The 20,302-nt window shown below is 67.7% G+C and carries 15 protein-coding genes; 2 read left to right on the top strand and 13 right to left on the bottom strand.

All coding sequences use genetic code 11. The features are described 5' to 3' along the window. Window positions 1-315 precede the first annotated feature (315 nt). The 13 genes from ASD69_RS07385 to ASD69_RS07325 form a co-directional block, all read right to left on the bottom strand. A complete protein-coding gene (locus ASD69_RS07385) occupies window positions 316-987 on the bottom strand; it encodes a serine acetyltransferase (protein WP_082576323.1) in 672 nt (223 codons plus the stop codon). Then, window positions 984-2,366, bottom strand: a complete 1,383-nt coding sequence (locus ASD69_RS07380) for a phenylacetate--CoA ligase family protein (protein ID WP_056175740.1) — start codon at window positions 2,364-2,366, stop codon at window positions 984-986. Before ASD69_RS07380 ends, ASD69_RS07385 begins: the two co-directional genes overlap by 4 nt. 16 nt (window positions 2,367-2,382) lie before the next feature. Beyond that, window positions 2,383-3,864: a hypothetical protein gene (locus ASD69_RS07375; protein WP_157499070.1), complete on the bottom strand. Its 1,482-nt coding sequence runs from the start codon at window positions 3,862-3,864 to the stop codon at window positions 2,383-2,385. Between the two features lie 114 nt (window positions 3,865-3,978). Next, window positions 3,979-5,307: an O-antigen ligase family protein gene (locus ASD69_RS07370; RefSeq protein ID WP_056175733.1), complete on the bottom strand. Its 1,329-nt coding sequence runs from the start codon at window positions 5,305-5,307 to the stop codon at window positions 3,979-3,981. A gap of 60 nt (window positions 5,308-5,367) precedes the next feature. Continuing rightward, a complete protein-coding gene (locus ASD69_RS07365; protein ID WP_056175730.1) occupies window positions 5,368-6,531 on the bottom strand; it encodes a glycosyltransferase in 1,164 nt (387 codons plus the stop codon). Then, entirely contained in the window at window positions 6,521-7,843 is a 1,323-nt protein-coding gene (locus ASD69_RS07360) for a glycosyltransferase family 4 protein (RefSeq protein WP_056175727.1), read from the bottom strand. Before ASD69_RS07360 ends, ASD69_RS07365 begins: the two co-directional genes overlap by 11 nt. Window positions 7,844-7,940: 97 nt before the next feature. Continuing rightward, window positions 7,941-9,077: a glycosyltransferase family 2 protein gene (locus ASD69_RS07355; protein ID WP_056175723.1), complete on the bottom strand. Its 1,137-nt coding sequence runs from the start codon at window positions 9,075-9,077 to the stop codon at window positions 7,941-7,943. A gap of 16 nt (window positions 9,078-9,093) precedes the next feature. Next, window positions 9,094-10,440, bottom strand: coding sequence for an outer membrane beta-barrel protein (locus ASD69_RS07350; protein ID WP_157499069.1), 1,347 nt, complete (start codon window positions 10,438-10,440; stop codon window positions 9,094-9,096). Then, a complete protein-coding gene (locus ASD69_RS07345) occupies window positions 10,427-11,182 on the bottom strand; it encodes a CpsD/CapB family tyrosine-protein kinase (protein ID WP_082576322.1) in 756 nt (251 codons plus the stop codon). Before ASD69_RS07345 ends, ASD69_RS07350 begins: the two co-directional genes overlap by 14 nt. Beyond that, window positions 11,179-12,768: a hypothetical protein gene (locus ASD69_RS07340; protein WP_056175714.1), complete on the bottom strand. Its 1,590-nt coding sequence runs from the start codon at window positions 12,766-12,768 to the stop codon at window positions 11,179-11,181. Before ASD69_RS07340 ends, ASD69_RS07345 begins: the two co-directional genes overlap by 4 nt. Continuing rightward, window positions 12,765-13,382 (bottom strand): XrtA/PEP-CTERM system exopolysaccharide export protein, encoded by a 618-nt coding sequence (locus ASD69_RS07335; protein WP_056175711.1) that lies wholly within the window; start codon window positions 13,380-13,382, stop codon window positions 12,765-12,767. The genes ASD69_RS07340 and ASD69_RS07335 overlap by 4 nt, the downstream gene beginning before the upstream one ends. Window positions 13,383-13,466: 84 nt before the next feature. Then, the gene (locus ASD69_RS07330; protein ID WP_056175708.1) at window positions 13,467-14,474 is read right to left on the bottom strand and encodes an NAD-dependent epimerase; all 1,008 of its coding nucleotides are present in this window, start codon (window positions 14,472-14,474) and stop codon (window positions 13,467-13,469) included. Window positions 14,475-14,479: 5 nt separating this feature from the next. Beyond that, entirely contained in the window at window positions 14,480-15,757 is a 1,278-nt protein-coding gene (locus ASD69_RS07325) for a nucleotide sugar dehydrogenase (protein ID WP_056175704.1), read from the bottom strand. Window positions 15,758-15,967: 210 nt separating this feature from the next. Here ASD69_RS07325 and galE point away from each other — a divergent pair, with 210 nt between their 5' ends. Together galE and ASD69_RS07315 are read left to right on the top strand one after the other, a co-directional pair. Continuing rightward, window positions 15,968-17,050 (top strand): UDP-glucose 4-epimerase GalE, encoded by a 1,083-nt coding sequence (gene galE, locus ASD69_RS07320; protein WP_056175701.1) that lies wholly within the window; start codon window positions 15,968-15,970, stop codon window positions 17,048-17,050. Window positions 17,051-17,587: 537 nt separating this feature from the next. Continuing rightward, window positions 17,588-20,149, top strand: a complete 2,562-nt coding sequence (locus tag ASD69_RS07315) for a TonB-dependent receptor (protein ID WP_056175699.1) — start codon at window positions 17,588-17,590, stop codon at window positions 20,147-20,149. The last annotated feature ends 153 nt before the right edge of the window (window positions 20,150-20,302 follow it).

Here is a 20,302-nt window from a genome sequence, read left to right as displayed (position 1 = left end):
CACGGCTGTGTCCGGCTGGCGCGGACTTAAGCGCGTGATGGCGGGGTTGCCGAGATGCCGGTACCGATAGACCCGGAATAGAGCGTGCCAAGGTCCCGACGCGTCTTCACCCCGCAGCGACTAATCTGACTGCGTTGAAAGCGGTTGCGTCGCATTTTTCGGTGAGACAGCAGACTGAATGCGACGTCTCGACGAACGTTCGTGCTCTAAGCGAGGACCCATGCGGGCGCGTGGGACGGCTCGAATGACGCGGCGCCGATGCGGGCGCGGCCGAGGTCGGCGAGGGCGGTCTTGGGCGGCGGAAAGGGGTGGCGCTTAGCCGAGCTTGCCGTCGTAATCGGTCCGATTGACGTAGCCGGCCGAGCCTTCCCGGGAAATGATCCGGCCCGGTACGCCGACCACGACCGAGTCGTCGGGGATATCCATCGTGACCACGCAGTTGGCGCCGATCGCCACGTTGTTGCCGATGCGCACGCTGCCGGCGATCACCGCGCCGGGACCGATGTAGATGTTGTCGCCCAGGACCGGATAGCCGCGATGGCGGCCGCGGTTCGCGCGTCCGATGGTCACGCCTTGGGAGATGTTGCAATTGCGGCCGATCGTGGCCTTCTGGCTCACGACGATGCCGCCGAAGTGACCGATGTAGAAGCCGCTGCCGATGGCGGTGCCCGACGGGATGGAAATTCCCAGCTTGTAGACCAGGTGCCCGAGCACGAGGCGCGCGAACGGATACAGCGTGTACCTGAGCCAGGGATGGCCCTTCGCGTACGCGCAGGTGCGCATCCAGAAATTGTATCGGTAGGACTCGCCGTGGAAGAGGTAGCGCAGCAACGCGCTCGGCTTGGCGTGGCCGGTGATCCGGTACAGATCGGACAGCACCAGAAATCGATACTGCGCGTAGCTGATGCGCGCTGCCGGCTGCGCGCGTTGCGGGGGCGCGTCTTCCGTCCCCGTCGCCTGCTTGGATGGGGGCGCGCTGTCGCTCATCGCTCGTTCGCCTTGAGCTGCGAAACCACGGCCTTGAACTTGCCGTTCGCCGATCGCGGTATCGATTCGACGGGTTCGACGATCACGCTGACGTTTCCCAGGCGCTGGCGCACGCGCCGCTCTATGTCGTCGGCATCGGCTTGGTCGAAGCCTGCGGCCGGGACGACCTTCACGCGGATGCGGTCCAGCGCTTCCTGGATGACCTGTCCTTCGACGACGTGGTCCTGGCCGACGAAGATGCCGTGGAAGCGGACCAGCTGGCGCCCGTCCGGGCCGACCACCACGTCCTCTATCCGTCCCAGCACTTCCCTCAGCACCGGCATCTGGCGTCCGCAGACGCAGGGGGCCGGGTCCCAGGCCGCGACATCACCGACGCGATAGCGGATGAAGGGCTGGTAGCGGCGCACGAAGCCGGTGGCCACGACTTCTCCGGCCTCGCCCGGATCGCAGGCGCTGCCGTCGGGGCGCAGGATCTCGAGCACGCCCGCATCCGGGCTCAGGTGCAGGCGCTGGTGCGCGCATTCGCTGGCGAACACGGCGTTCTCGACGGTGCCGTACTCCTCGAACACCCGGCATCGGTAGGCCCGCTCCATGACCGCGCGCATGTCCGGCGTGAGCTTTTCGCTGGTCGTAATCACGGCTTTCAACGCGGGGACGCTGAGCTTTCGGTCCAGGATGTGGCGCGCGAGCAGGTAGTAGGACACGGCGTAGCCGGTGAGCCACTGGGTCTTGTGGCGCCACAGCGCCGCCACGTATTGGTCGGCATTCGCGCGGTTCAAATGGAAGGCCGAGAAGTAAATCTGGTTCTCCACCCGGTTGTAGCGATGGAAAGGTCCGTCGCTGTTCGAGTCGGGCACCACGATGCGTCCGGAGAAGGTCGCGCGGCCCTCGTTGAAGGACGCGCCGGCCCAGTTCGCGGATCGCGCCTCGCGCAGCGCCCTGGCGTCGCGTGCTTCCCTGGCCGTCCACAGCGTCTGCACCGGCGTGCCCGTCGAGCCGCTGGTGAGAAAGCGGTAGCGCAGCAGCGGGCGAGCATCGTCGCGGGCGAAGTCCTGCGGATCGCGGCGGATCGGATCCTTGGCCAGCAGCGGCAGCTCCGCCAGGCGGCCCGCGCGCGCCGCCGCCTTTTCCTGCTCGCTCCAGGTCCGTCGGTAGTAGGGAATGTGGTCGGCGGCATGGCCCAGCAGGGTCTTCAGTTGCTCCGCCTGGTAGGCGGCGAACCTGTCCAGCGGCCAGGCGTCGCGATCGCGGTATCCGCGCAGCAATTCGGCGTAGCCGGGGCCCGCGCGCAACCAATGGCGATACAGGCCGAACGCCGATGCGGCGATGTCCTGGCCGCGTGCCGGGAGACGAGCGTAGATCTTGTCGGTCAGGCCCATGCTGGATTCCGTCGCGCTAATGGGTCGGCGCCTGGGCGCAGGTCACCGCGCCGACCTGGCCGCGCGCGGGGCTGCCGGCCAGCGGCACGGCATCGAAGGCGCTCAGGCTCATATTGGTGAGGCGGGGGTTGCGGTCGCAGATCGTGTCGCCGGGGCAATCGCGCAGGTGCCAGCCGAGGTTGCCGGTGTAGCGGGTGATGGACCAGCTCCTGCCGCCGCTGAACCCGCTCAATTGGTCGGGCTGCAGGTAGTAGGGCGCTCCGATCGCCAGATTGTTCGTGATCGCGATGCGGTCCGTCGGATTGCCCTCGCTGCGGCCGATCTGCACCGCGCCTTCGCCGATCAGGGTGTTGTGGCGCACGACGACGGTGTCGTGACCGGTCGTCACCAGTTGCAGGGTGCTGCCATCGGCGCGGCACAGGTCCTGCTCGGTCATGAAGAACTTGTGCTTGAAGTAGCTGCAATGGCCGACCAGCACCGAGTTCTCGATCAGGGCGTTGCCCTTCACCTTGACCTGATTGCCCGCATTGGCCATGGCATGGATGCGACGCAGGGTCACCCGCGTCGCGTCGGCGCCGTCCATGTAGCGCAGATCGAGTCCGTCGGAGGTGTTGTGGTGGACGTAGGCGTCTTCGATCAGCCATTGCCCGCCGGTGTCGGTGGTGCCCAGGCCGTCGCCGTAGCCGCCGCCCCGCTGCGCCCAGCAGGCCCAGGGCGCGCCGCTGGCCATGCGTTCGCCGCAGCCGTTCCAGGCGATCTCGACCTTGCGCAGGACGATCCTGCCGGCGTTGGAGCCGCCCTCGCCGATGTTGCCGTCCCAGCCCGCGCTGCCGTTGCGGTTGAGCTTGACGCGTTCGAGCGTCCAGTCGCGCAGGCCGCCGGCATTGATGCCGCGCGCCGCCAGTCCGTGGATATCGAGGTCGTGCAGCCAGACGTTGTGAGAGGCGCGCGCGTACAGCCCGACGCGCGCCCAGGGCATGGCGTCGGTGCAGGCTGCGGCGGGGGCGGAGTGGCGGTACACGCAATCGCTGCCGTCGGTGATTTCGAGGTGGCCGACTTCCAGATTGGAACTGGCGTCCAGGTTGAGCACGCGATGCGTGCCCGCGACGCCGACCAGTGTCGGCGTCGCGCCGGACCGGCCCAGCACACGTGTCGGCTGGGCGCGGCTGGGCCCGCTGGGGATGGGCTGCATAGGTCCGCCGTCGCCGATCCGGTAGCTGCCGGCGCCGATCAGCAGGGTGTCGCCGCCGGCGATGCGCGCGGGGCCGGAGGCCGGCAGGGCGATGGCCGGATTGTTCCAGGCGCAGTCGGCGTTGGCGGCGCCGGAATAGGCGGCATCGGCGCGACCGTTGCATTGGGCCGCATCGCCGCCGTCGGTGCGGACGTAGTAGGTCGTTCCGCCCGCCGACGTCGTCGCGATCGGGATATCGGAAGCGTCGCGGCGGCCCGAGGGACACAGTTCCGGTACGGGTTCGGCTTCGTCCGCGCATGCGGTCAAGGAGGCGAGCGCGAACGCCGCCAATGCCAGTCGCGGCGTTCGCCGATGCGTGCGGGTGCGGCAGAGTTGGCGGCGGCAGATGCTGATGCTGTTCCCCTGGTCCGCGTCCGAACTTCAACGGAACGAACGCCGGGACCTCGCCGTTGCAGCCAGTCGCGGCAGCGCCCGCGCCGCGAGCGGGAAGCGTTGGCCGGCGGGAATGGGCGCCGGCTCGGGCCCGCCAGTGGCCGCGGGGATCTGGCCGGCCTGCGCCTTCATGATTCCGTAGCGTTCCATCAGGCCGCACAGGATCCAGAAGTTGGCCATGACGACGCTGTCGAAGAAGGGGCTGCCGTACAGGTTGCCCAGCGCCATCGAGATCACCGCGAACGTGAATCCCAGCTCCAGCGTGCGTGGTTGCGACGGCGCCACGGCCGCGGCGGAACGGCGCAACGAAGCCGCCAGCCGCCATAGCCGCCAGAACACCCACAGCAGCGCCAACAGGCCGAGCGGACCGCACTCGGCCAGCGTCAGCAGAAAACCGTTGTGCGCATCCTTGCCGGCGTAGTTGGTGTAGTCGCCGATATGCTCGCTGAAGCGCCCCAGGCCCACACCGGCGGGATGGTCGCGCAACATGTCGATGGTGCCGTTCCAGATCGAGAAGCGGCTGGTGGTGCTGACATCGAGCGTCACCGAGCCGGTGCCGGAGACCTGCTGGGTTTGCTGGACGCGGTCGACGACGCTCCTGGGCAGCAAGGTCGCCGAGGTCGCCACGATCAGCAGGCCGGCGAGCATCGCGGCGGGGATGCTGCGCGATACCAGCAGGATCATGATCGAGAACAGGCCGATCAGGTAGGACTGGCGCGAATACGTCAGCAGGATCGCCATGGCCAGGATGGCGGCGCCCGCGAACGCCGCCCAGCGTACCCACCGGCGCTGCCGATACTGCAGGACCGGCGCGAACAGCATCGGCAGAAACATGGCGAAGAACACGCCGGCGCGGTTGGCCATCTTGATCTGGCCGAAGGGACCGGTGGCGCGCTGGGTTTCGGAAAACTCTCCCAGGTTGAACGACAGCCCCTGCAGCACCGCTTCCAGTCCCGCGCCCACCGCGACCAGCAGCACCAGCAGGATCAACTGCCGGGTCTGTCGCATGTCCAGGCCGCACTTGCGGTAGGCGAGGTACAGCAAGGGGTACAGGACGGCGACCTTGGCTTCGCGCAGGTCCTTTTCCGCATTGGCCAGGTCGTGCCAGTGGGCGGCGATGAAACCGATCAGCATGGCCAGGAACAGGGCCAGCAAGGGCGGAACCAGATAGGCCGGACGCATCAGATAGGCCGGCTCGCGCCCGCCCATCAGCATCGCGATCACCAGCAGGGCGACCGACGTGCCGACGCTGACATCCGGCGGCAGGTGCGCCGTGTTCGGCAGCAGCACGATGGGAATGGCATAGAGCAGGCGCATCGGCTCAACCCGTCCCGCCGACGCTGTCGGCCCCGGCTGCCGCGCATGCGGATTCGGTATTCATTTCGCCTCTCCGCGCGCGGGACGCGTTGGCGCGCCGCTGGCTTTGACATCCTGCGGTGGCAGGCAGCGTTCGTAAACGGCCGAGGTCGCGGCGCCCAGCGCTTGCTGGCTGTGGTGCTCGATCACGTGTCGCAAGGCCGCCTGCGCGAGCCGTGAGCGCAGCAGCGGGTCGGCCATGCGCGACATCGCGGCGGCCAAGGCGTCGGCGTCGTCGGGACGGAACAGCAGGCCGTTGCGCTGGTCGTCGATCAGTTCGAGGTTGCCCCCCACGGCGGAGGCGATCACCGCGCAGCCGGCGGCCATGCTCTCCAGCAGCGCGTTCGAGAGGCCTTCGAAGTGGGAAGGCAGCACCAGGAAATCGGCGGCCTGCATCAGTTCCGTCGCATCCGAGCGCTCGCCCAGGAAGGCCAGATCCGCCGCCACGCCCTGGTCCGTCGCGAGCCGTTCGATGACGGTTCGCAGTGGCCCGTCGCCGGCCAGCGCGATCCAGGGGCGCGCGCCGGGCGGCATCGTCGCCAGCGCGCGGATCAGGCAGGGCAGGTTTTTGACCGATACCAACCGGCCGACGAACAAGCCGAACGCGCGCCCGTCCGGTACCCCTAGCGCGTGTCGGATCCGACTGCGCTCCTCGTCGCAGAGGCCCGCTGGCACGCCGACGCCATTGGCGACGGTCACGAATTTCGCCGCGGGCGCGCGGGTGCGCTGGGCGGTGGCGCGCGCGCCCGCGTTCGAGTTGGCGATGACGGCGGCGCTGCGGCCCAGGACGTAGCGCTTGAGCCACCAGAACCAGGCCGGCCGGTCGAGCGCGAAACTGCGCTCGGAGGCGACCAGCGCCGGCCGGCGCCGCGACAGCGCACGGGCCAGGACCGTCGCCCATTCGGCGGTCAGGGAAAAAGCGTGCACGATGGCGTAGTCGCGCTCGCGCAGCAGGCGCGCGTAAGCCAGCAGGAACGCCGGGTCGATCCGGCGACGCTTAGGCAGGTAGTGCACCGGCACTCCGTCGCGACGGATCGCGTCGGCCAGGAAGGAATCGCAGCGGAAGAAGGCCAGCTCAGGCGCCCATCGGCGCCGGTCCAGGCCCATCAGCAGATGCTGAACCTGGCGCTGGCTGCCGCCCACTTCCATGCCGTCGATCACCACCAGGAGCCGTTCACGCCGCATGGTTGACGGCCCTCGTCATCAGATCATGCAGCTTGAGCGCTTCCTTGCGGGCATCGAATTCCAACTCGATACGCTGACGTGCGGCGATCGCCAGTCGTTTGCGCAGCGGCGCGTCGTCCAGCAAGCGCTGCAGTGCCTGCGCCAGCGAAACGGCGTTGCGCTCGGCCGCCAGCAGCCCATGCACTTCGTTGCCGATCAGCTCCGGCACGCCGGATACCGGGCAGCTGACGACCGGGCAGCCCGCGGCCATCGCTTCCATCAGAGCCACCGGAATGCCGTCGCGGCTGCCGTTGGCGGCGATCTGGCAGGGCAGGGCGAATACCGTGGACTGTTCCAATGCCGCGCGCACATATTCCTGCGGCTGCGCTCCGGCCAACTCCACATACCGCCGCAGCTCGTGGCGATCGATCAGGCGCCGCAGTTCCTGACGCGCCGGACCTTCGCCGACCAGGGTGCACAGGAACGGCGTGCCTGCGTCGCGCAGGATCGCCAGGGCCTCGATCAGCGTGTGGAAGCCCTTCTCCGGAGACAGGCGGCCGACGCCCAGGATTCTGTTGCCGGACGGCTCGCGGGTCCTCGCGGAGATCTGCCGCAGATCGACGCCGCAATGCACGACCTTCAGTTTGCGCGGCGCCAGCGCGGAGATGTTGCGATCGAGCCAGCCGACGTTGTGGCGCGAAATCGTGACCGCCAGCGCCGCATCGGCGATCTTGCGCGGAAGCAGATGATGGTTCCTGAAGACGTCGTGCGCATGGCAGGTGAAGCCGAATGGACGCCGCATGGCGCGCGCCAGCGCCCAGGCCGCGGTGGTCGGATAGGTGGACCAATGGGCGTGGATGAATTGCGGGTCGAAGGCCTGCAGCCACGGAATCTGGCTCAGGCTCCTGACCAGGGTCGCCAGCGATTTGGCCAGGATCGCTGGCGTGCGCCAGGTGTCCGCGACCACGGTGGCGACGGCGCCGCCGATACGCACGGGGTGCGTGAACAGCACGCGCAGGCTGTTCCACAGGGTCGGCAGCGGACCGAGCGGCTGGCGCACGCGATCCAGCAAGGTCGCGGCGTCGGCCTGAACCATGGTTTCGCCGGAACGTTTCAGGGAAAGGATGCGTACGTCGACCCCAACCTCGATCAGGGTGGCGATTTCGCGAACGATGAAGGTCTCCGACCAGCTCGGAAACTGCGAGACCACATACACGACCCGTTGCAATGGTTGTTGCGTGGTCGCCGCAAGCTCCGCATAGGCTGAGTCGCGCGCGATCGCCGCCGTGGCGTCTTCGGAGCTGGCATAGACATGGCTTGCCTGCGACTGCATGGTCGATTTACCTGGCTCCGGTTCATGAAAAACAACGTCGCGTGGCGCCGTCGACGGCCAGTAGCGGGGCGACGGCCGAGGGGCGCGACGCGTGCGCTCAGCGTTGCGGCGTCCAGGTCACGATGCGTTCGCCGCGCAGGAACCGGAACAGGCTGACGGCGGAGGCCAGGTTGGTCAGCAGGAAGTAGTAGGGTTTGGCGAGCAGGCGCGATTTGCCGGGCAGACGCGGCGACGCGAATCCGAGCAGGCCCGCCGACAGCAACGCGAGCTGCAAGGCCAACAGCCATGCGTAGCGTCCCTGCAGCGCGAGCGCCGCGTTGGCGAGCAGGGCGAGCATCCAGAATACCGGCGACAGGTACCGGAGCAGCTTGTGCGACCACAGCTGCCAGGCGAACGCGCCGAACCTGAACGGGTTGAGAAAGCGCTTCTGGCTCGCCAAGGCCGAGAGGCTGCGCATGCCGACGCGCACGCGCATGGCCAGCTCGCGATCGGGGTGGTCCAGGGCGGTTTCGTAGCACATCGCGTCGGGTTCGAGCACGGTGCGCAAGCCTTGCTCGCGCACCAGCATCGCGACCACGAAGTCGCTGATCAGCTCCGGGGCGATGTCGCGATAGGCGCTGCGGCGGACCGCATACAGGCAACCGGAGACGCCGATCAGCGAACCGATGTCGCTCTCGGCCATGCGCAGCATGATTTCGTAGTTCCAGTAGGAGGTGCCGCCGCGACCGGTGGCATCGTCGCCTTGCGCGACATAGCTGAGGCGGCCGGCGACGCAGCCCACCGCGGGGTCATGGAAGTTGCGCGCCATCGCGCGCAGGGCGTCCGTTGCGATCCGGGTGGTGGCGTCGGTGAAGAGCAGGATATCGCCGGAGGCGGCGGCCGCCGCCGCGTTCTGGCAGGTCGTTTTGCCCTGGCGCCCCTCCACGCGCAGCAGGCGGACCCCGGCGATGCCGAGGCCGCGCACGATGTCGTCGGTGCCGTCGCTGGAGGCATCCGAGGCCACGATGACGTCGATCCGCCCTTGCGGGTAATCCAGGGCCAGCACGTTGCGGACCTTGAGCGCGATGTCCTTCTCTTCGTTGTAGGCCGTGATGATCACGGTGACGGACGGGGTAATGGGCTGTTTGCGCGTCGCGCGCGGCCGGACGCGCGCGATCGCGATCGCCAGGACCGGGTAGCCCGCGTAGACGTAGGCCAGCAACCCGACCGAAGCCCAGAACAGAAGCTCGAGCATGCTCCGAAGCCCTCCGTCAGCGCTGCCACCACAGCGTCAGGAACACGGCGTTCTCCGTGTACTCCTGATCGGCGACGTTGGATTTGCGCTGGTTCCGGACCGCCTCGGCGCGCCAACCCCAGTGCCGCGTCAGCTGATAGTTGACGCCCAGGCTGTACACGCGATCGCGATCTTCCTCGTTGCGGCTCAGGAACTCGCGGTTGCGCACCGAGCCGGTGAAGAACAGGCTGACCAAGGGGCGCAGCCGGTAGTCGACTTCGAAGAACGCGCCGCGCTCGCGGCGATCGGCATCGCCGCGGTCGATGTAGCGCAGTTCCCGGTACAGCGGGCGCACGCGCAAGCCGACGCGTTCGCCCCGATGGCGGTAGTCGAGCTCGACGTCGCGCTGCCGGTACACGCCGGACGACACCAGCGAGGAGGACGAATCCACCAGATCCGGCACCAGGCTTTCGTCGGGGTCGCGCAGCCGCACCACCAGGTCCTGGACCTGGTCGGCGAACTGATGACGGGCGCGTAGACGGAAGCGGTTGCGCGAGTCGGGTTGCCACTGCACCGTCGCCCGCGCGATCGTCGTGGTGGGGTCGTCGCCGCTGTCGCGATTGAGGCGCGAATGGCCCAGATCCAGCTCGTACTCGACCTTGCGCAGCCTGCCCTCATAGCGGACGAAAGCGTCGGTGCGCGTGTAGTCGACGGCGGTCGGGGCATCGTCGAATCTCGCTTTCATGGAGGTCAGGTTGAGCGAGCCCTTCGATGTGGGGCTCAGGTCTCGTTGCAGGGAGGCGGCCGCGCTATAGCGCTCGCCGTCGAAATCGGGCGCCACTTCGGCATGCGTGCTGACACCTCGCAGGTCCAACTGGAAGCGGGTCGCATCGCCCATCCGGGCGAAGAAGCTGGGCCCGCCGAGCAGGATGTTCACCCGCTGCAGGTTGCCCGGATAGCGTCCGCCGCGGAAATTGATCGGCTCCTCGCTCAGGTAGTCCTCGACCACCAGGTTCATCCGCTGCGGCAGCAGCGACCAGTTGAGCTGACCGGCGAATTCGCTGCGGCTCTCGTCGTCGAACTGGTTGCCGAAGTAGCGGCGGCGCTCGAACTCGCCGCGCGCCTGCAGCTCGACCGTGGCGCCTTCCTCCTTGAGGTCGAACTTGATGCGCGGGACCAGGACCGTGTCCTCGGCCTGGTTGTCCTCGCTTTGGTTGATGTTGTCGCTGTGCAGCGCTTCGACTTCTATACGGTAGTTGAGCCGCGCGGCGTGCGCGCTGCCGGCCAACGCCGCCGCCGCCAATATCGCCAGATGCAGCCGGGTCCGTCGCGCGCGCGTCCGCGGCGGGGCGATGCACGCAGCGCGGTGGTCAGGCGCTCTCATTGAAGATCACGCCGGCGAACTTGGCCGGGTCGAAGTTGGCGGCGGCCGCGGCGATCTCGGCGGCGGTGTTGCGGCCGTATCCCGCGACCAGCACTACCACGTCGGCCAGTTCCGACAGGATGCGCGCATCGGGCGCTCCCAGCGTCGGCGGGCTGTCCAGGACGATGTAGCGATCGGAGTAGCTGCTGCGCAGCGAATCCAGCAACAGGCGCATGCGGAACGAGGAGAAGTATTCGGTCTCCATTTCGCTATGGGCCGAGCGCCCCGCCGGAATCAGCTTCAGGCGCGGGATGACGGTGCTGTAGATCATGTCGTCCACGTCGGCGTCCAGGTCCTCCAGATACTTGATGAGGCTGCCGCGGTTGTCGTTGATCTTCATCACGGCGTGCTGGACCGGATGCAGCAGGTTGCAGTCGATCAGCAGAGCGCTGCGCTCCTGGTCGAGAGTGATGGTGAGCGCGAGGTTGCGGGCCACGAAGCTACCGCCGCAGGCCGGGCCGACCGGCGTGACCAGGGTGATGAAGTTGTCCGTCGCCGTCGCCAGCAGGCGCGTGCGCAGCTCGCGGAAGGCGTTGACCAGTTGCCGGTTGGCGCCGTCGGCGAAGGGGATGATCGAGCGCTCGACCAACTGCTCGGGCGTCAGCGCCGTGCCGCCGTCGCGGCGCACGACACTTCTTTTTCCAGGTCCGATGTCGGTCATATGGGCCGATGCGTCCACCGCGTGGCGATTGAAGTCGTTCATAGGACATCCGTCATTTTCAGGACGAACACGACACCGTAGATCAGGGGCACGAGCGCGAACAGGATCGATCCGATCTTCATCCGTTTGGCGTGCTGTGCGGTCTGGTCGTAAGTCAGGTGCAGCGGAATGACCCCGAGCACCGGCAGGCCCGCATCGCGTTCGATCTGCAGCGGCGTGCGTACGCGCGGATCGTGCTTGACCAGCATCGACAGCATCACCAGCGGGATCACGATCGCCAGCAGCAGGCCGGCCACGGCGAAATGCATCAGGCGCAAGCCCGTGGACTGCAGCGGAATCGAGGCGGGTTCGAGGATCTGGAAACCCAGGCTGCGGCCGTCGGCGTCCAGGCTCATGGAAACGCGCGCGTTCTCGCGTCGCTTGAGCAGGTCGTCGAACATTTCCTTATTGATGTCGTGCACGCGGGTCAGGGCGGTGACGGTGCCTTCGTCGCCGATGATCCTGCGGCTGCGTTCCAGCTCCTCGCGCAACAGCGCTTGCGCGGTGGCCAGCCGCGAGGCCGAGGCCGCGCCCTGTCGGCGGACTTCCGCCAGCTGGGCGCGCAGCTGCTGATAGACCGGGTTCATCGAGCCGGTATCGCCGGGCAACACCGCGGCGCCGCCGGAGTTCGCCGAGGGGTTGCTCTGCAGCTCGCGGATCTGGTTGCGGACCCGCACCACGTCCGGGTGCTGGGCGGTATAGCTCAGCATCAGACGGTCCTGCTCCGCCTGCAGGGTGGCGAGCTGGACGTTGGTCCGGGTGGAGCGGGAGATGGTGTTGAGCTGGCTTTCGCGCGAGAGCTGGCCTATCACTTGGCGCTCCTGCGCACCGACGTCGGCCAGGTCCATGGCGGCGTTGTCGGCGGCGCGGCGCAACTCGGCGATGCGTGCGGAAACGTCGGTGTCGACGCCAGGCATCGCGTCCGGGTTCGCGCTGCGGTACTCGCGCAGTTTGCGGTCGGCCTCGGAGAACGCGCGCTGGTAGTTGTCCACTTGCGCGTCGATGAACTGATACGCGGAGCGGCTCGCGCGCGCCCGAGAGTCCAGCACCTGTTCGATCAGCGCTTCCGAGAATCGCTTGGTCACGGCATAGGCGCGCTTGGGATCGGAGTCCGAATAGGTGATCTTCACCAGGCTGAGCTTGGGATCTGTCGAGCGCGTCTGGGCGCGGTCGGTGACCGCGATGTCGGTGCTGTTGATGATGGAGTTGATCAGCTCCTGCTTGCGCAAGGGGCTGGGATTCGACTTCAGCCAGCCGCCTGCCTTGAGCACGTCCGCCATGACCCGGCTGCCGAACAGCACCTCGCGCGAGATCACGGCGCGGGCGACCTCGTTGGGGGCGGTGGTGCGCCCCTGCATCAGCGGCGCGATCGGCGTGTTGTCCTGGACCAGCACCATCGCCGACGACTTGTACGTGGACGGATTGACCAGGCCCCAGGCCAGGAACAGCAGTGCTATGGCGGCGAAGATGGTGGCCAGCGGCAGCAGGTAGCGCCGGAATTCCCTGCGCGCTACCGACAGCATGGTCAGCGTCGGCAGGCGTTCCGACGAGGAGCCCGGCAACAGCGGTTGCCCGTACGGATTGTTCACAGAAGGCGCTCCGGTACCGTGATCACGTCGCCGGGGGCGACCTTATAGTTGGTGCTCAGATCGCCGGCGTTGAGGATGTGGTCGAGCTGCACCCCATAGGCCTGCGCGCCGTCGCCGCTCTTGCGGTGCAGGCTGGAGCGGTTGGCCGCGGCGAACTCGGTGACGCCGCCGGCGGCGAGGACCGCGTCCAGCACGGTCATGCCCTGGCGAAAGGGAATCGAAATCGGCGTGCGCACCGCGCCGGTGACCCGCACCCGCGACAGATACTCGTGGCTGCGCAGTTCGGTGATGATTACCGTCACCTGAGGCTCGATCACATAGGTCGCGAGCTTGCCTTGCAGCTCCTTGGCCACGGCGTCCGGCGTTCGGCCGCCGGCCATGACATCGCCGACCAGCGGAACCGAGATCATGCCGTCGGGGCGGACCGGCGTCACGATGCTCAGCTCGGGATTGCGCCACACCGAAACCTGGACGCGATCGTCGACGCCGATCTGGTATTCGTCCGCGACCGGGGCGGCGGCCGGCGGGGCGCCCGACGCGAGGTTGCCGGAACTGACGCAACCGGCAAGCATTAGGGGCAGACACAAGGCCCAAAGGGCGGCTGCAACGCGCATGGCGATTCTCCGATTGACCCCTCTTGAACAACGCCGAGCACCGATGCGCCCGGCCAGATCCAGCGGTATCGGAAGCCCGTTCCTTCAAGCCCCGTAGTAGTCGCGGTACCAGTCGACGAAGCGCGCGACCCCGACTTCCACCGGGGTCGACGGCGAGTAGCCGACATCCCGGCGCAGCGCCGTCACGTCGGCGCAGGTGTCGGGCACGTCGCCCGGCTGCAGGGGCAGCAGGCGGCGTTCTGACGTTCGTCCCAGGCAGCCCTCGAGCACCTCGATGTAGCGCAGCAGTTCGACGGGCTGGTGGTTGCCGATGTTGTAAAGCCGGTAGGGCGCGCCGGACGTGGCGGGCGTGGGCGCCGCCGCGGTGTAGTCCGGATCGGCGGTTGGAATGCGGTCCAGCGTGCGGACGATGCCCTCGACGATGTCGTCGATGTAGGTGAAGTCGCGGCTGTGGCGACCATGATTGAACAACTCGATGGGTTCGCCGGCGAGAATCTTGCGGGTGAAGACGAACAGCGCCATGTCGGGCCGGCCCCAGGGGCCGTAGACCGTGAAGAAGCGCAGCCCCGTCGTCGGCAGCCCGAACAGGTGGCTGTAGGTATGCGCCATCAACTCGTTGGCCTTCTTGGTCGCGGCGTACATGCTGACCGGATGGTCGACGTTGTCCTCGACCGAAAACGGAAGCTTGCGATTGGCGCCGTACACCGAACTGGACGAGGCGTATACGAGGTGCTCGATGGCGCGGTGGCGGCAGGCTTCCAGGATGTTCAGGAACCCGATCACATTGCTATCGACGTAGGCGCGCGGGTTCTCCAGCGAGTAGCGCACGCCGGCCTGCGCGGCCAGATTCACGACCCGCTGCGGCCCGAACGAGGCGAAGGCGTCGTCCACGGCCGCGCGGTCCTCGAGCGAACCGAGTACGAAGCGGAAGTTCGGCTGCGGCAGCAGGCGCGCCAAGCGCGCCTGTTTCAGGCTAGGGTCGTAATAGGCGTTGAGGTCGTCGAAGCCGAGCACTTCGTCGCCGCGCGCGAGCAGCACCTCGCTCAGCTTCGCGCCGATGAAGCCCGCCGCGCCGGTGACCAGTACGCGCATGGCGCTCACAGGCAGCCGTCGACGCTGGCGCGCGGCAAGGCGCGCTTGACGTCGAAGAGCACGGCCCCGGGCACGCCCAGGCCGCGGATCCGCTCCGCGCCCATGGCGACGAACTCGGCATGCGCCACCGCCAGCACGACGGCGTCGTAGCGGCCGGGTTCGGGCTCGGCGACGAGCGTCACGCCGTACTCCTCGTGCGCGTGCCGGGCGTCGACCCAGGGGTCGTGCACGTCGACCCGGGCGTTGTAGCAGTGGAGTTCACGAATGATGTCGACCACCTTGGTGTTGCGCAGGTCCGGGCAGTTCTCCTTGAACGCCAGCCCCAGCACCAGCACCCGCGCCTGGGTCATGTCCTGGTTGCGCTGACGCATCAGCTTCACAACCCGGCGCGCGACATGGCTGCCCATGCCGTCGTTGATGCGGCGCCCGGCCAGGATCATGTCCGGGTGGTAGCCGATCTGCTGGGCCTTGTGGGTGAGGTAGTAGGGATCCACGCCGATGCAATGGCCGCCGACCAGGCCCGGACGGAACGGCAGGAAATTCCACTTGGTGCCGGCGGCTTCGAGCACCTCGTGGGTGTCGATGTCGAGGCGATGGAAGATCAGGGCCAGTTCGTTGATCAGGGCGATGTTGACGTCGCGCTGGATGTTCTCGATGACCTTGGCCGCCTCGGCCACGCGGATGCTGGAAGCCTTGTGGGTGCCGGCCTTGATGATCCGCCCGTACAGTGCGTCGACCAGATCGGCGGCCTCCGGGGTCGAGCCGGAGGTGACCTTCATGATGGTTTCCAGGCGGTGGTTGGGGTCGCCCGGGTTGATGCGCTCGGGGCTGTAGCCCGCATGGAAGTCCTGGTTGAACGTGAGGCCCGATTCGCGTTCGACGATCGGCACGCAGATCTCCTGGGTCGCGCCGGGATACACCGTCGACTCGTAGATCACGATGCCGCCGCGCCCGATCGCCCGGCCCACCGTGCGGCTGGCCGACTCGAGTGGGCGCAGGTCGGGGCGCTTGTACTCGTCGATGGGGGTCGGCACGGTCACGATGAACACGTTGCAGCCGGCCAGCGACGACGGATCGCTGCTGAACTCCAGCTGCGCCGCCTCGCGCAGCTCCTGCGCCGAGACCTCGCGGGTATGGTCCCGATGCGCTTGGAGTTCGGCCACGCGCGCGGCGTCGATGTCGAATCCGACGGTCGGGAAGCGCTTTCCGAATGCCGCGGCGAGCGGCAGGCCCACATAGCCCAAGCCTAGGATTGCGATACGGGCCTCGTCCAACGAGGCCAATGTGGCATTACTTGCCAAGCAGACCTCCCCTGACGGTCGACTTTCGAGCCCGTGGTGCGGTATCCGGTCTAAGGGTTAACGCCAGTCGGGCGCGATCGCGGACAGCCGGCGACGAGCGGAGCGGTGAAGCGGGCGAACGGACGCGGGATTGGACGCTCGCAGCCGCGTTCCGCGTTGTCCAGGAAACCACGGCAGCAGCGGCGTACCCAGATGGCCGGCCAGACTACGAAGTGCGTCTTGGTATGCGGTGGGGCCGGCTACATCGGCAGCCACACCTGTACCGCGTTGGCGGAGCGGGGGCATCGCATCGTCATCGCCGACAATTTCGCCAACAGCTCGCCGCGCGTACTGCTGCGCCTGCAGCGCATCGTCGGCGCGCCAGTGGAGTGCGAGCGCCTGGATTTGCGCAGGAAGTCGGCCGTGACCCGGTTGTTCAAGCGACATCGCTTCGACGCGGTGATCCACTTCGCCGCGCTCAAGGCCGTCGGCGAGTCGTTCGAGCGGCCGCTGGCCTACTTCGACAACAACATCAGCGGCACCATCAACCTGCTCGGCGCCATGCACGATGCGGGGGTGATGCGGTTGGTGTTCAGCTCGTCGGCCACCGTGTATGGCGATCCGGAGAGCGTTCCGATCAACGAGCAGGCGCGGCTGGGCGTGACCAACCCCTATGGCCGCACCAAGCTGGTGATGGAGCAGCTGATCGAGGACCTGTGCCACGCGGACGGCTGCTTCCGCGCCGCCAACCTGCGCTACTTCAACCCGGTGGGCGCGCATCCTTCGGGCTTGATCGGCGAGGACCCCGCGGGCATCCCCAACAACGTGATGCCCTACATCTGCCAGGTCGCGGCGGGGCGGCGCGGCAAGCTGAGCATCTTCGGCGACGACTATCCGACCCCGGACGGCACCGGAGTCCGCGACTACATACACGTCATGGACCTGGCGCGGGCGCATGTGGTCGCGCTGGACTACCTGGTGCGCGGAGATGGCAACCTGACCGTCAACCTGGGAACCGGTCGCGGGATCAGCGTGCTGGAGCTGGTGCATGCCTTCGAACGCGCGTCCGGCTGCAGCATTCCTTATGAGATCGTGGCGCGGCGCCGTGGCGACGTCGCCGAGGTCTATGCGGATCCCTCGCTCGCGCGGCGCCTGCTCGGATGGCGGACGCGGCTGGACCTGCACGCCATGTGCCGCGACGCGTGGCGGTGGCAGTCGATGAATCCCGACGGCTACCAGCGTCCGACGGCAAAGACGAAGTCCTCGCCGCTGGCGTCGCGCAAGACGATGACCTAGGCCGCGCGGTCGCGACCGGGCCTGTGCTCGGGAGCGGTCCCCGGCGTCGGCGCCAGCGCCCGATCAGCCAGGGCCCTCGTCGGTACCGATCCGGGGACCGATCGGCGAGCCGGCGCCGCGCTCGACTGGCCGCGCGTGCGTTCGACCGCCCGCGTCATGGCGACGGTTACGCCCCCTGCCACACGACTCGGACGAACGGTCGTGCGATTGCTGCTGCGCGGCATGACGCAGGCGACGGGCGTGCTAGCTTCCGCTATCTTTGCTTTTGTGCGCAGCGTCAATGATCCGGCGTATGTCGTAATCGCGACGCCGTTGACGTGGTGGTTCGCACGGGGGGCGCGTCTAGGGGGCGTGCCTGCGCGGTTCGCGCAGTAGTCAGGGTCGTCAATTCGCAGGGCCAGATCTCCGCCGGCAGGTGCCGGCGGTTTAACAATGTCAGGGGAGGTCGCGATGAGTGCACGCAAGTCGGCTAGCCAGGGAACACGGAACCATGGACGTCGGCGTCTCGCTTTTGCGGTAGCCGCGGCGCTGGCGGCGATGACCGCCGCGCCGTTGTACGCGCAGCAGGCGCCGCCGGACGCGAGCGCGAAGGACGAGGACGAGGCGACCACGCTCTCCGGCCTCACCGTGACCGCGCAGAAGCGCGAGGAAGCGCTGCAGGACGTGCCGATCGCGATCACCGCGCTGCCGCAGCAACTGCTGCAGGACACCGGCGTGCGCGACGTCAAGGACTTGCAGGTGCTGGTGCCCGGCCTGACCGTGACCAGCACCCAGAGCGAGGCCCAGACCACCGCGCGCATCCGCGGCATCGGTACCGTCGGCGACAACGCCGGCCTGGAATCGTCGGTGGGCATCGTGATCGACGGCGTCTACCGCCCGCGCAACGGCGTCGGCTTCGGCGACCTGGGCGAGATCGAGCGCATCGAAGTGCTCAAGGGCCCGCAGGGCACGGTGTTCGGCAAGAACACCTCGGCCGGCGTCATCAACGTCATCACCCGCCGCCCGGACTACAACACCAGCGTCGAGGGCGAGTTCACCATCGGCAACTACGGCGCGCTCGGCCTGGCCGGCGCCTTCAACACGCCGATCGGCGACAACGCCGCGTTCCGCATCTATGGCGCCAAGCGCGAGCGCGACGGTTTCGTCGACGTGCGTACCGGCGCCGGCCCGCGCCAGGAAAAGGAAGACTTCGACCAGAACTTCCACACCCTGCGCGCGCAGTTGCTGCTGGAGCCGACCGAAAATCTCGACATCAACCTGATCGGCGACTTCACCAGCCGCGAAGAGAACTGCTGCGTGGGCGTGACCACGGTGCGCGGCGGCACTGGCGCCATCATCGACGCGCTGTCGCCGGATTCCGGCGTGGCCCCGGTCGCCGACCCGTACGCACGCATCGCCTACAGCAACCGCAGCACCGAGCAGGACATGAAGGACAAGGGCGTCTCGGCCGAGGTCAACTGGATCACGCCCTGGTTCAACAACGCCACCCTGACCTCGATCACCGCCAAGCGCGAATGGCGCGCGATCAACGGCCTGGACTTCGACTTCAGCAGCGCCGACCTGCTGTACCGCAACGCCGACGAAGACGAGTCGCTGACCGAGTTCAAGACCTTCAGCCAGGAGTTCCGCCTGACCGGTTCGACCGACAAGGTCGACTGGATGTTCGGCCTCTTCTTCTCCGACGAAGACTTGAACCGCAACGAGACCTACCGCATCGGCAACGCCTACGAGCCTTACCTGTCGACCGCGTTGCTGGCGCTGATCAATCCGGCGCTGGCGCAGTCGCCGACCGCCGCGACCTTCCTGTCGCAGACCACCGGGCGCCCGTTCGGCACCGCCTTCGCCGGCTTCGGCGCCGACGACAAGTACCGCCAGAACGCCAAGACCAAGGCCTTCTTCACCAACAACACCTGGCATGCGACCGACGCGCTCGACGTCACCCTGGGCGTGCGCTACACCCAGGAGAACAAGGAACTGGATTCGCGCTACAGCAACCCCAACGGCAGCCCCGGCTGCGCGTCGTACTTCGGTCCCAACGGCCAGGTCAGCCCGGCCGCGCAGGGTCGCATCGCCGCGGCGCTGACCGGGCGCGGATTGCCGTTCGCCTCGCTGCCGCCGGCCCAGCAGGCCGCGATCATCAGCAACATCATCGGTTACAGCTGCTTGCCCTGGGCCAATCCGCTGCACAACGGCCGCGCGACCCATCAGGAGAGCGACGAGAAGGAATGGTCGGGCACGCTCAAGCTGGCCTACCGCTGGAACGACCACGTCATGACCTATGTGTCGGGCGCGCGCGGTTACAAGGCCGGCGGTTTCAACCTCGATCGCGTGCAGTCGGCCAACGGCCTGTCCAGCGCGGGGCAGGGCATCCGTCCGGTCGACGACACCTCGTTCCCGGGCGAGTTCGTCAACAGCTTCGAGCTGGGCGCCAAGACCACCTGGGCCGACGGCAACCTGCTGCTCAACGCCACCTTGTTCCACCAGACCTATTCGGACTTCCAGCTCAACAGCTTCCTCGGCACCAGCTTCGTGGTGCGCTCGATTCCGGAAGTGATCTCGCAGGGTATCGACACCGAGATCCTGTGGCAGCCGCAGAAGGGCCTGATGATCCAGGGCGGCCTGACCTACGCCGACACCCGCTACGGCGACGAACGTCCGGGCGGCGACTTCGTCGCTCCGGGCGGCACGGCCCCGGCCGGTGCGCTGTACAAGCTGCCGGGCAGCCAGGTCAGCTTCGCGCCGTACTGGTCGGGCTCGGCTTCGATCACCTACGACTGGAACTTCGCCAGCGACCTGGTGGCGCGCTTCAACGTCGGCGCCAAGTACATGTCCGACTACAACACCGGCTCCGATCTGGATCCGGAGAAGGACCAGGGCGCCTTCACCGTGGTCAACGCGCGCATCGCCATCGGCCGCCGCGACCGCCGCTGGATGGTCGAGCTGTGGGGCCAGAACCTATTCGACGAGGAATACGCCCAGGTCGGCTTCGACGCCCCGCTGCAGAACGTGTCGCCGCTGCCGAACAACGCTTTCAACTCGTTCAACGCCTTCCTGGGCGCGCCGCGTACCTACGGCGTGACCTTCCGGGTCTCGTACTGAGTTAATCGCGCTTGCGGATCGGCGCAACGCCGGCCGGAAGCAGGGCGCACACCGCGACGCGCGGGCCGCAAGGCCCGCGCGTCGTCGTTTCCAATGGCCTTCGATGCCGCTCCCACAGGCAGCGACGGCTTGGATTGGCGCTTTTGCTTCGTG

This window comes from Lysobacter sp. Root604 (assembly GCF_001427505.1).
Lineage (GTDB): Bacteria > Pseudomonadota > Gammaproteobacteria > Xanthomonadales > Xanthomonadaceae > Lysobacter.
Note: the sequence above shows the minus strand (reverse complement) of the source record. Positions and strands in the feature narration are given on the sequence as shown.

Bases quoted from the DNA above. Each gene is read 5' to 3' on its own strand.
- ASD69_RS07335 (WP_056175711.1), bottom strand. From the start codon at position 13,382: ATGCGCGTTGCAGCCGCCCTTTGGGCCTTGTGTCTGCCCCTAATGCTT.
- ASD69_RS07350 (WP_157499069.1), bottom strand. From the start codon at position 10,440: ATGAGAGCGCCTGACCACCGCGCTGCGTGCATCGCCCCGCCGCGGACG.
- ASD69_RS07365 (WP_056175730.1), bottom strand. From the start codon at position 6,531: ATGCGGCGTGAACGGCTCCTGGTGGTGATCGACGGCATGGAAGTGGGC.
- ASD69_RS07345 (WP_082576322.1), bottom strand. From the start codon at position 11,182: ATGAACGACTTCAATCGCCACGCGGTGGACGCATCGGCCCATATGACC.
- galE (WP_056175701.1), top strand. From the start codon at position 15,968: ATGGCCGGCCAGACTACGAAGTGCGTCTTGGTATGCGGTGGGGCCGGC.
- ASD69_RS07385 (WP_082576323.1), bottom strand. From the start codon at position 987: ATGAGCGACAGCGCGCCCCCATCCAAGCAGGCGACGGGGACGGAAGAC.
- ASD69_RS07315 (WP_056175699.1), top strand. From the start codon at position 17,588: ATGACCGCCGCGCCGTTGTACGCGCAGCAGGCGCCGCCGGACGCGAGC.
- ASD69_RS07360 (WP_056175727.1), bottom strand. From the start codon at position 7,843: ATGCAGTCGCAGGCAAGCCATGTCTATGCCAGCTCCGAAGACGCCACG.
- ASD69_RS07355 (WP_056175723.1), bottom strand. From the start codon at position 9,077: ATGCTCGAGCTTCTGTTCTGGGCTTCGGTCGGGTTGCTGGCCTACGTC.
- ASD69_RS07380 (WP_056175740.1), bottom strand. From the start codon at position 2,366: ATGGGCCTGACCGACAAGATCTACGCTCGTCTCCCGGCACGCGGCCAG.
- ASD69_RS07370 (WP_056175733.1), bottom strand. From the start codon at position 5,307: ATGCGCCTGCTCTATGCCATTCCCATCGTGCTGCTGCCGAACACGGCG.
- ASD69_RS07330 (WP_056175708.1), bottom strand. From the start codon at position 14,474: ATGCGCGTACTGGTCACCGGCGCGGCGGGCTTCATCGGCGCGAAGCTG.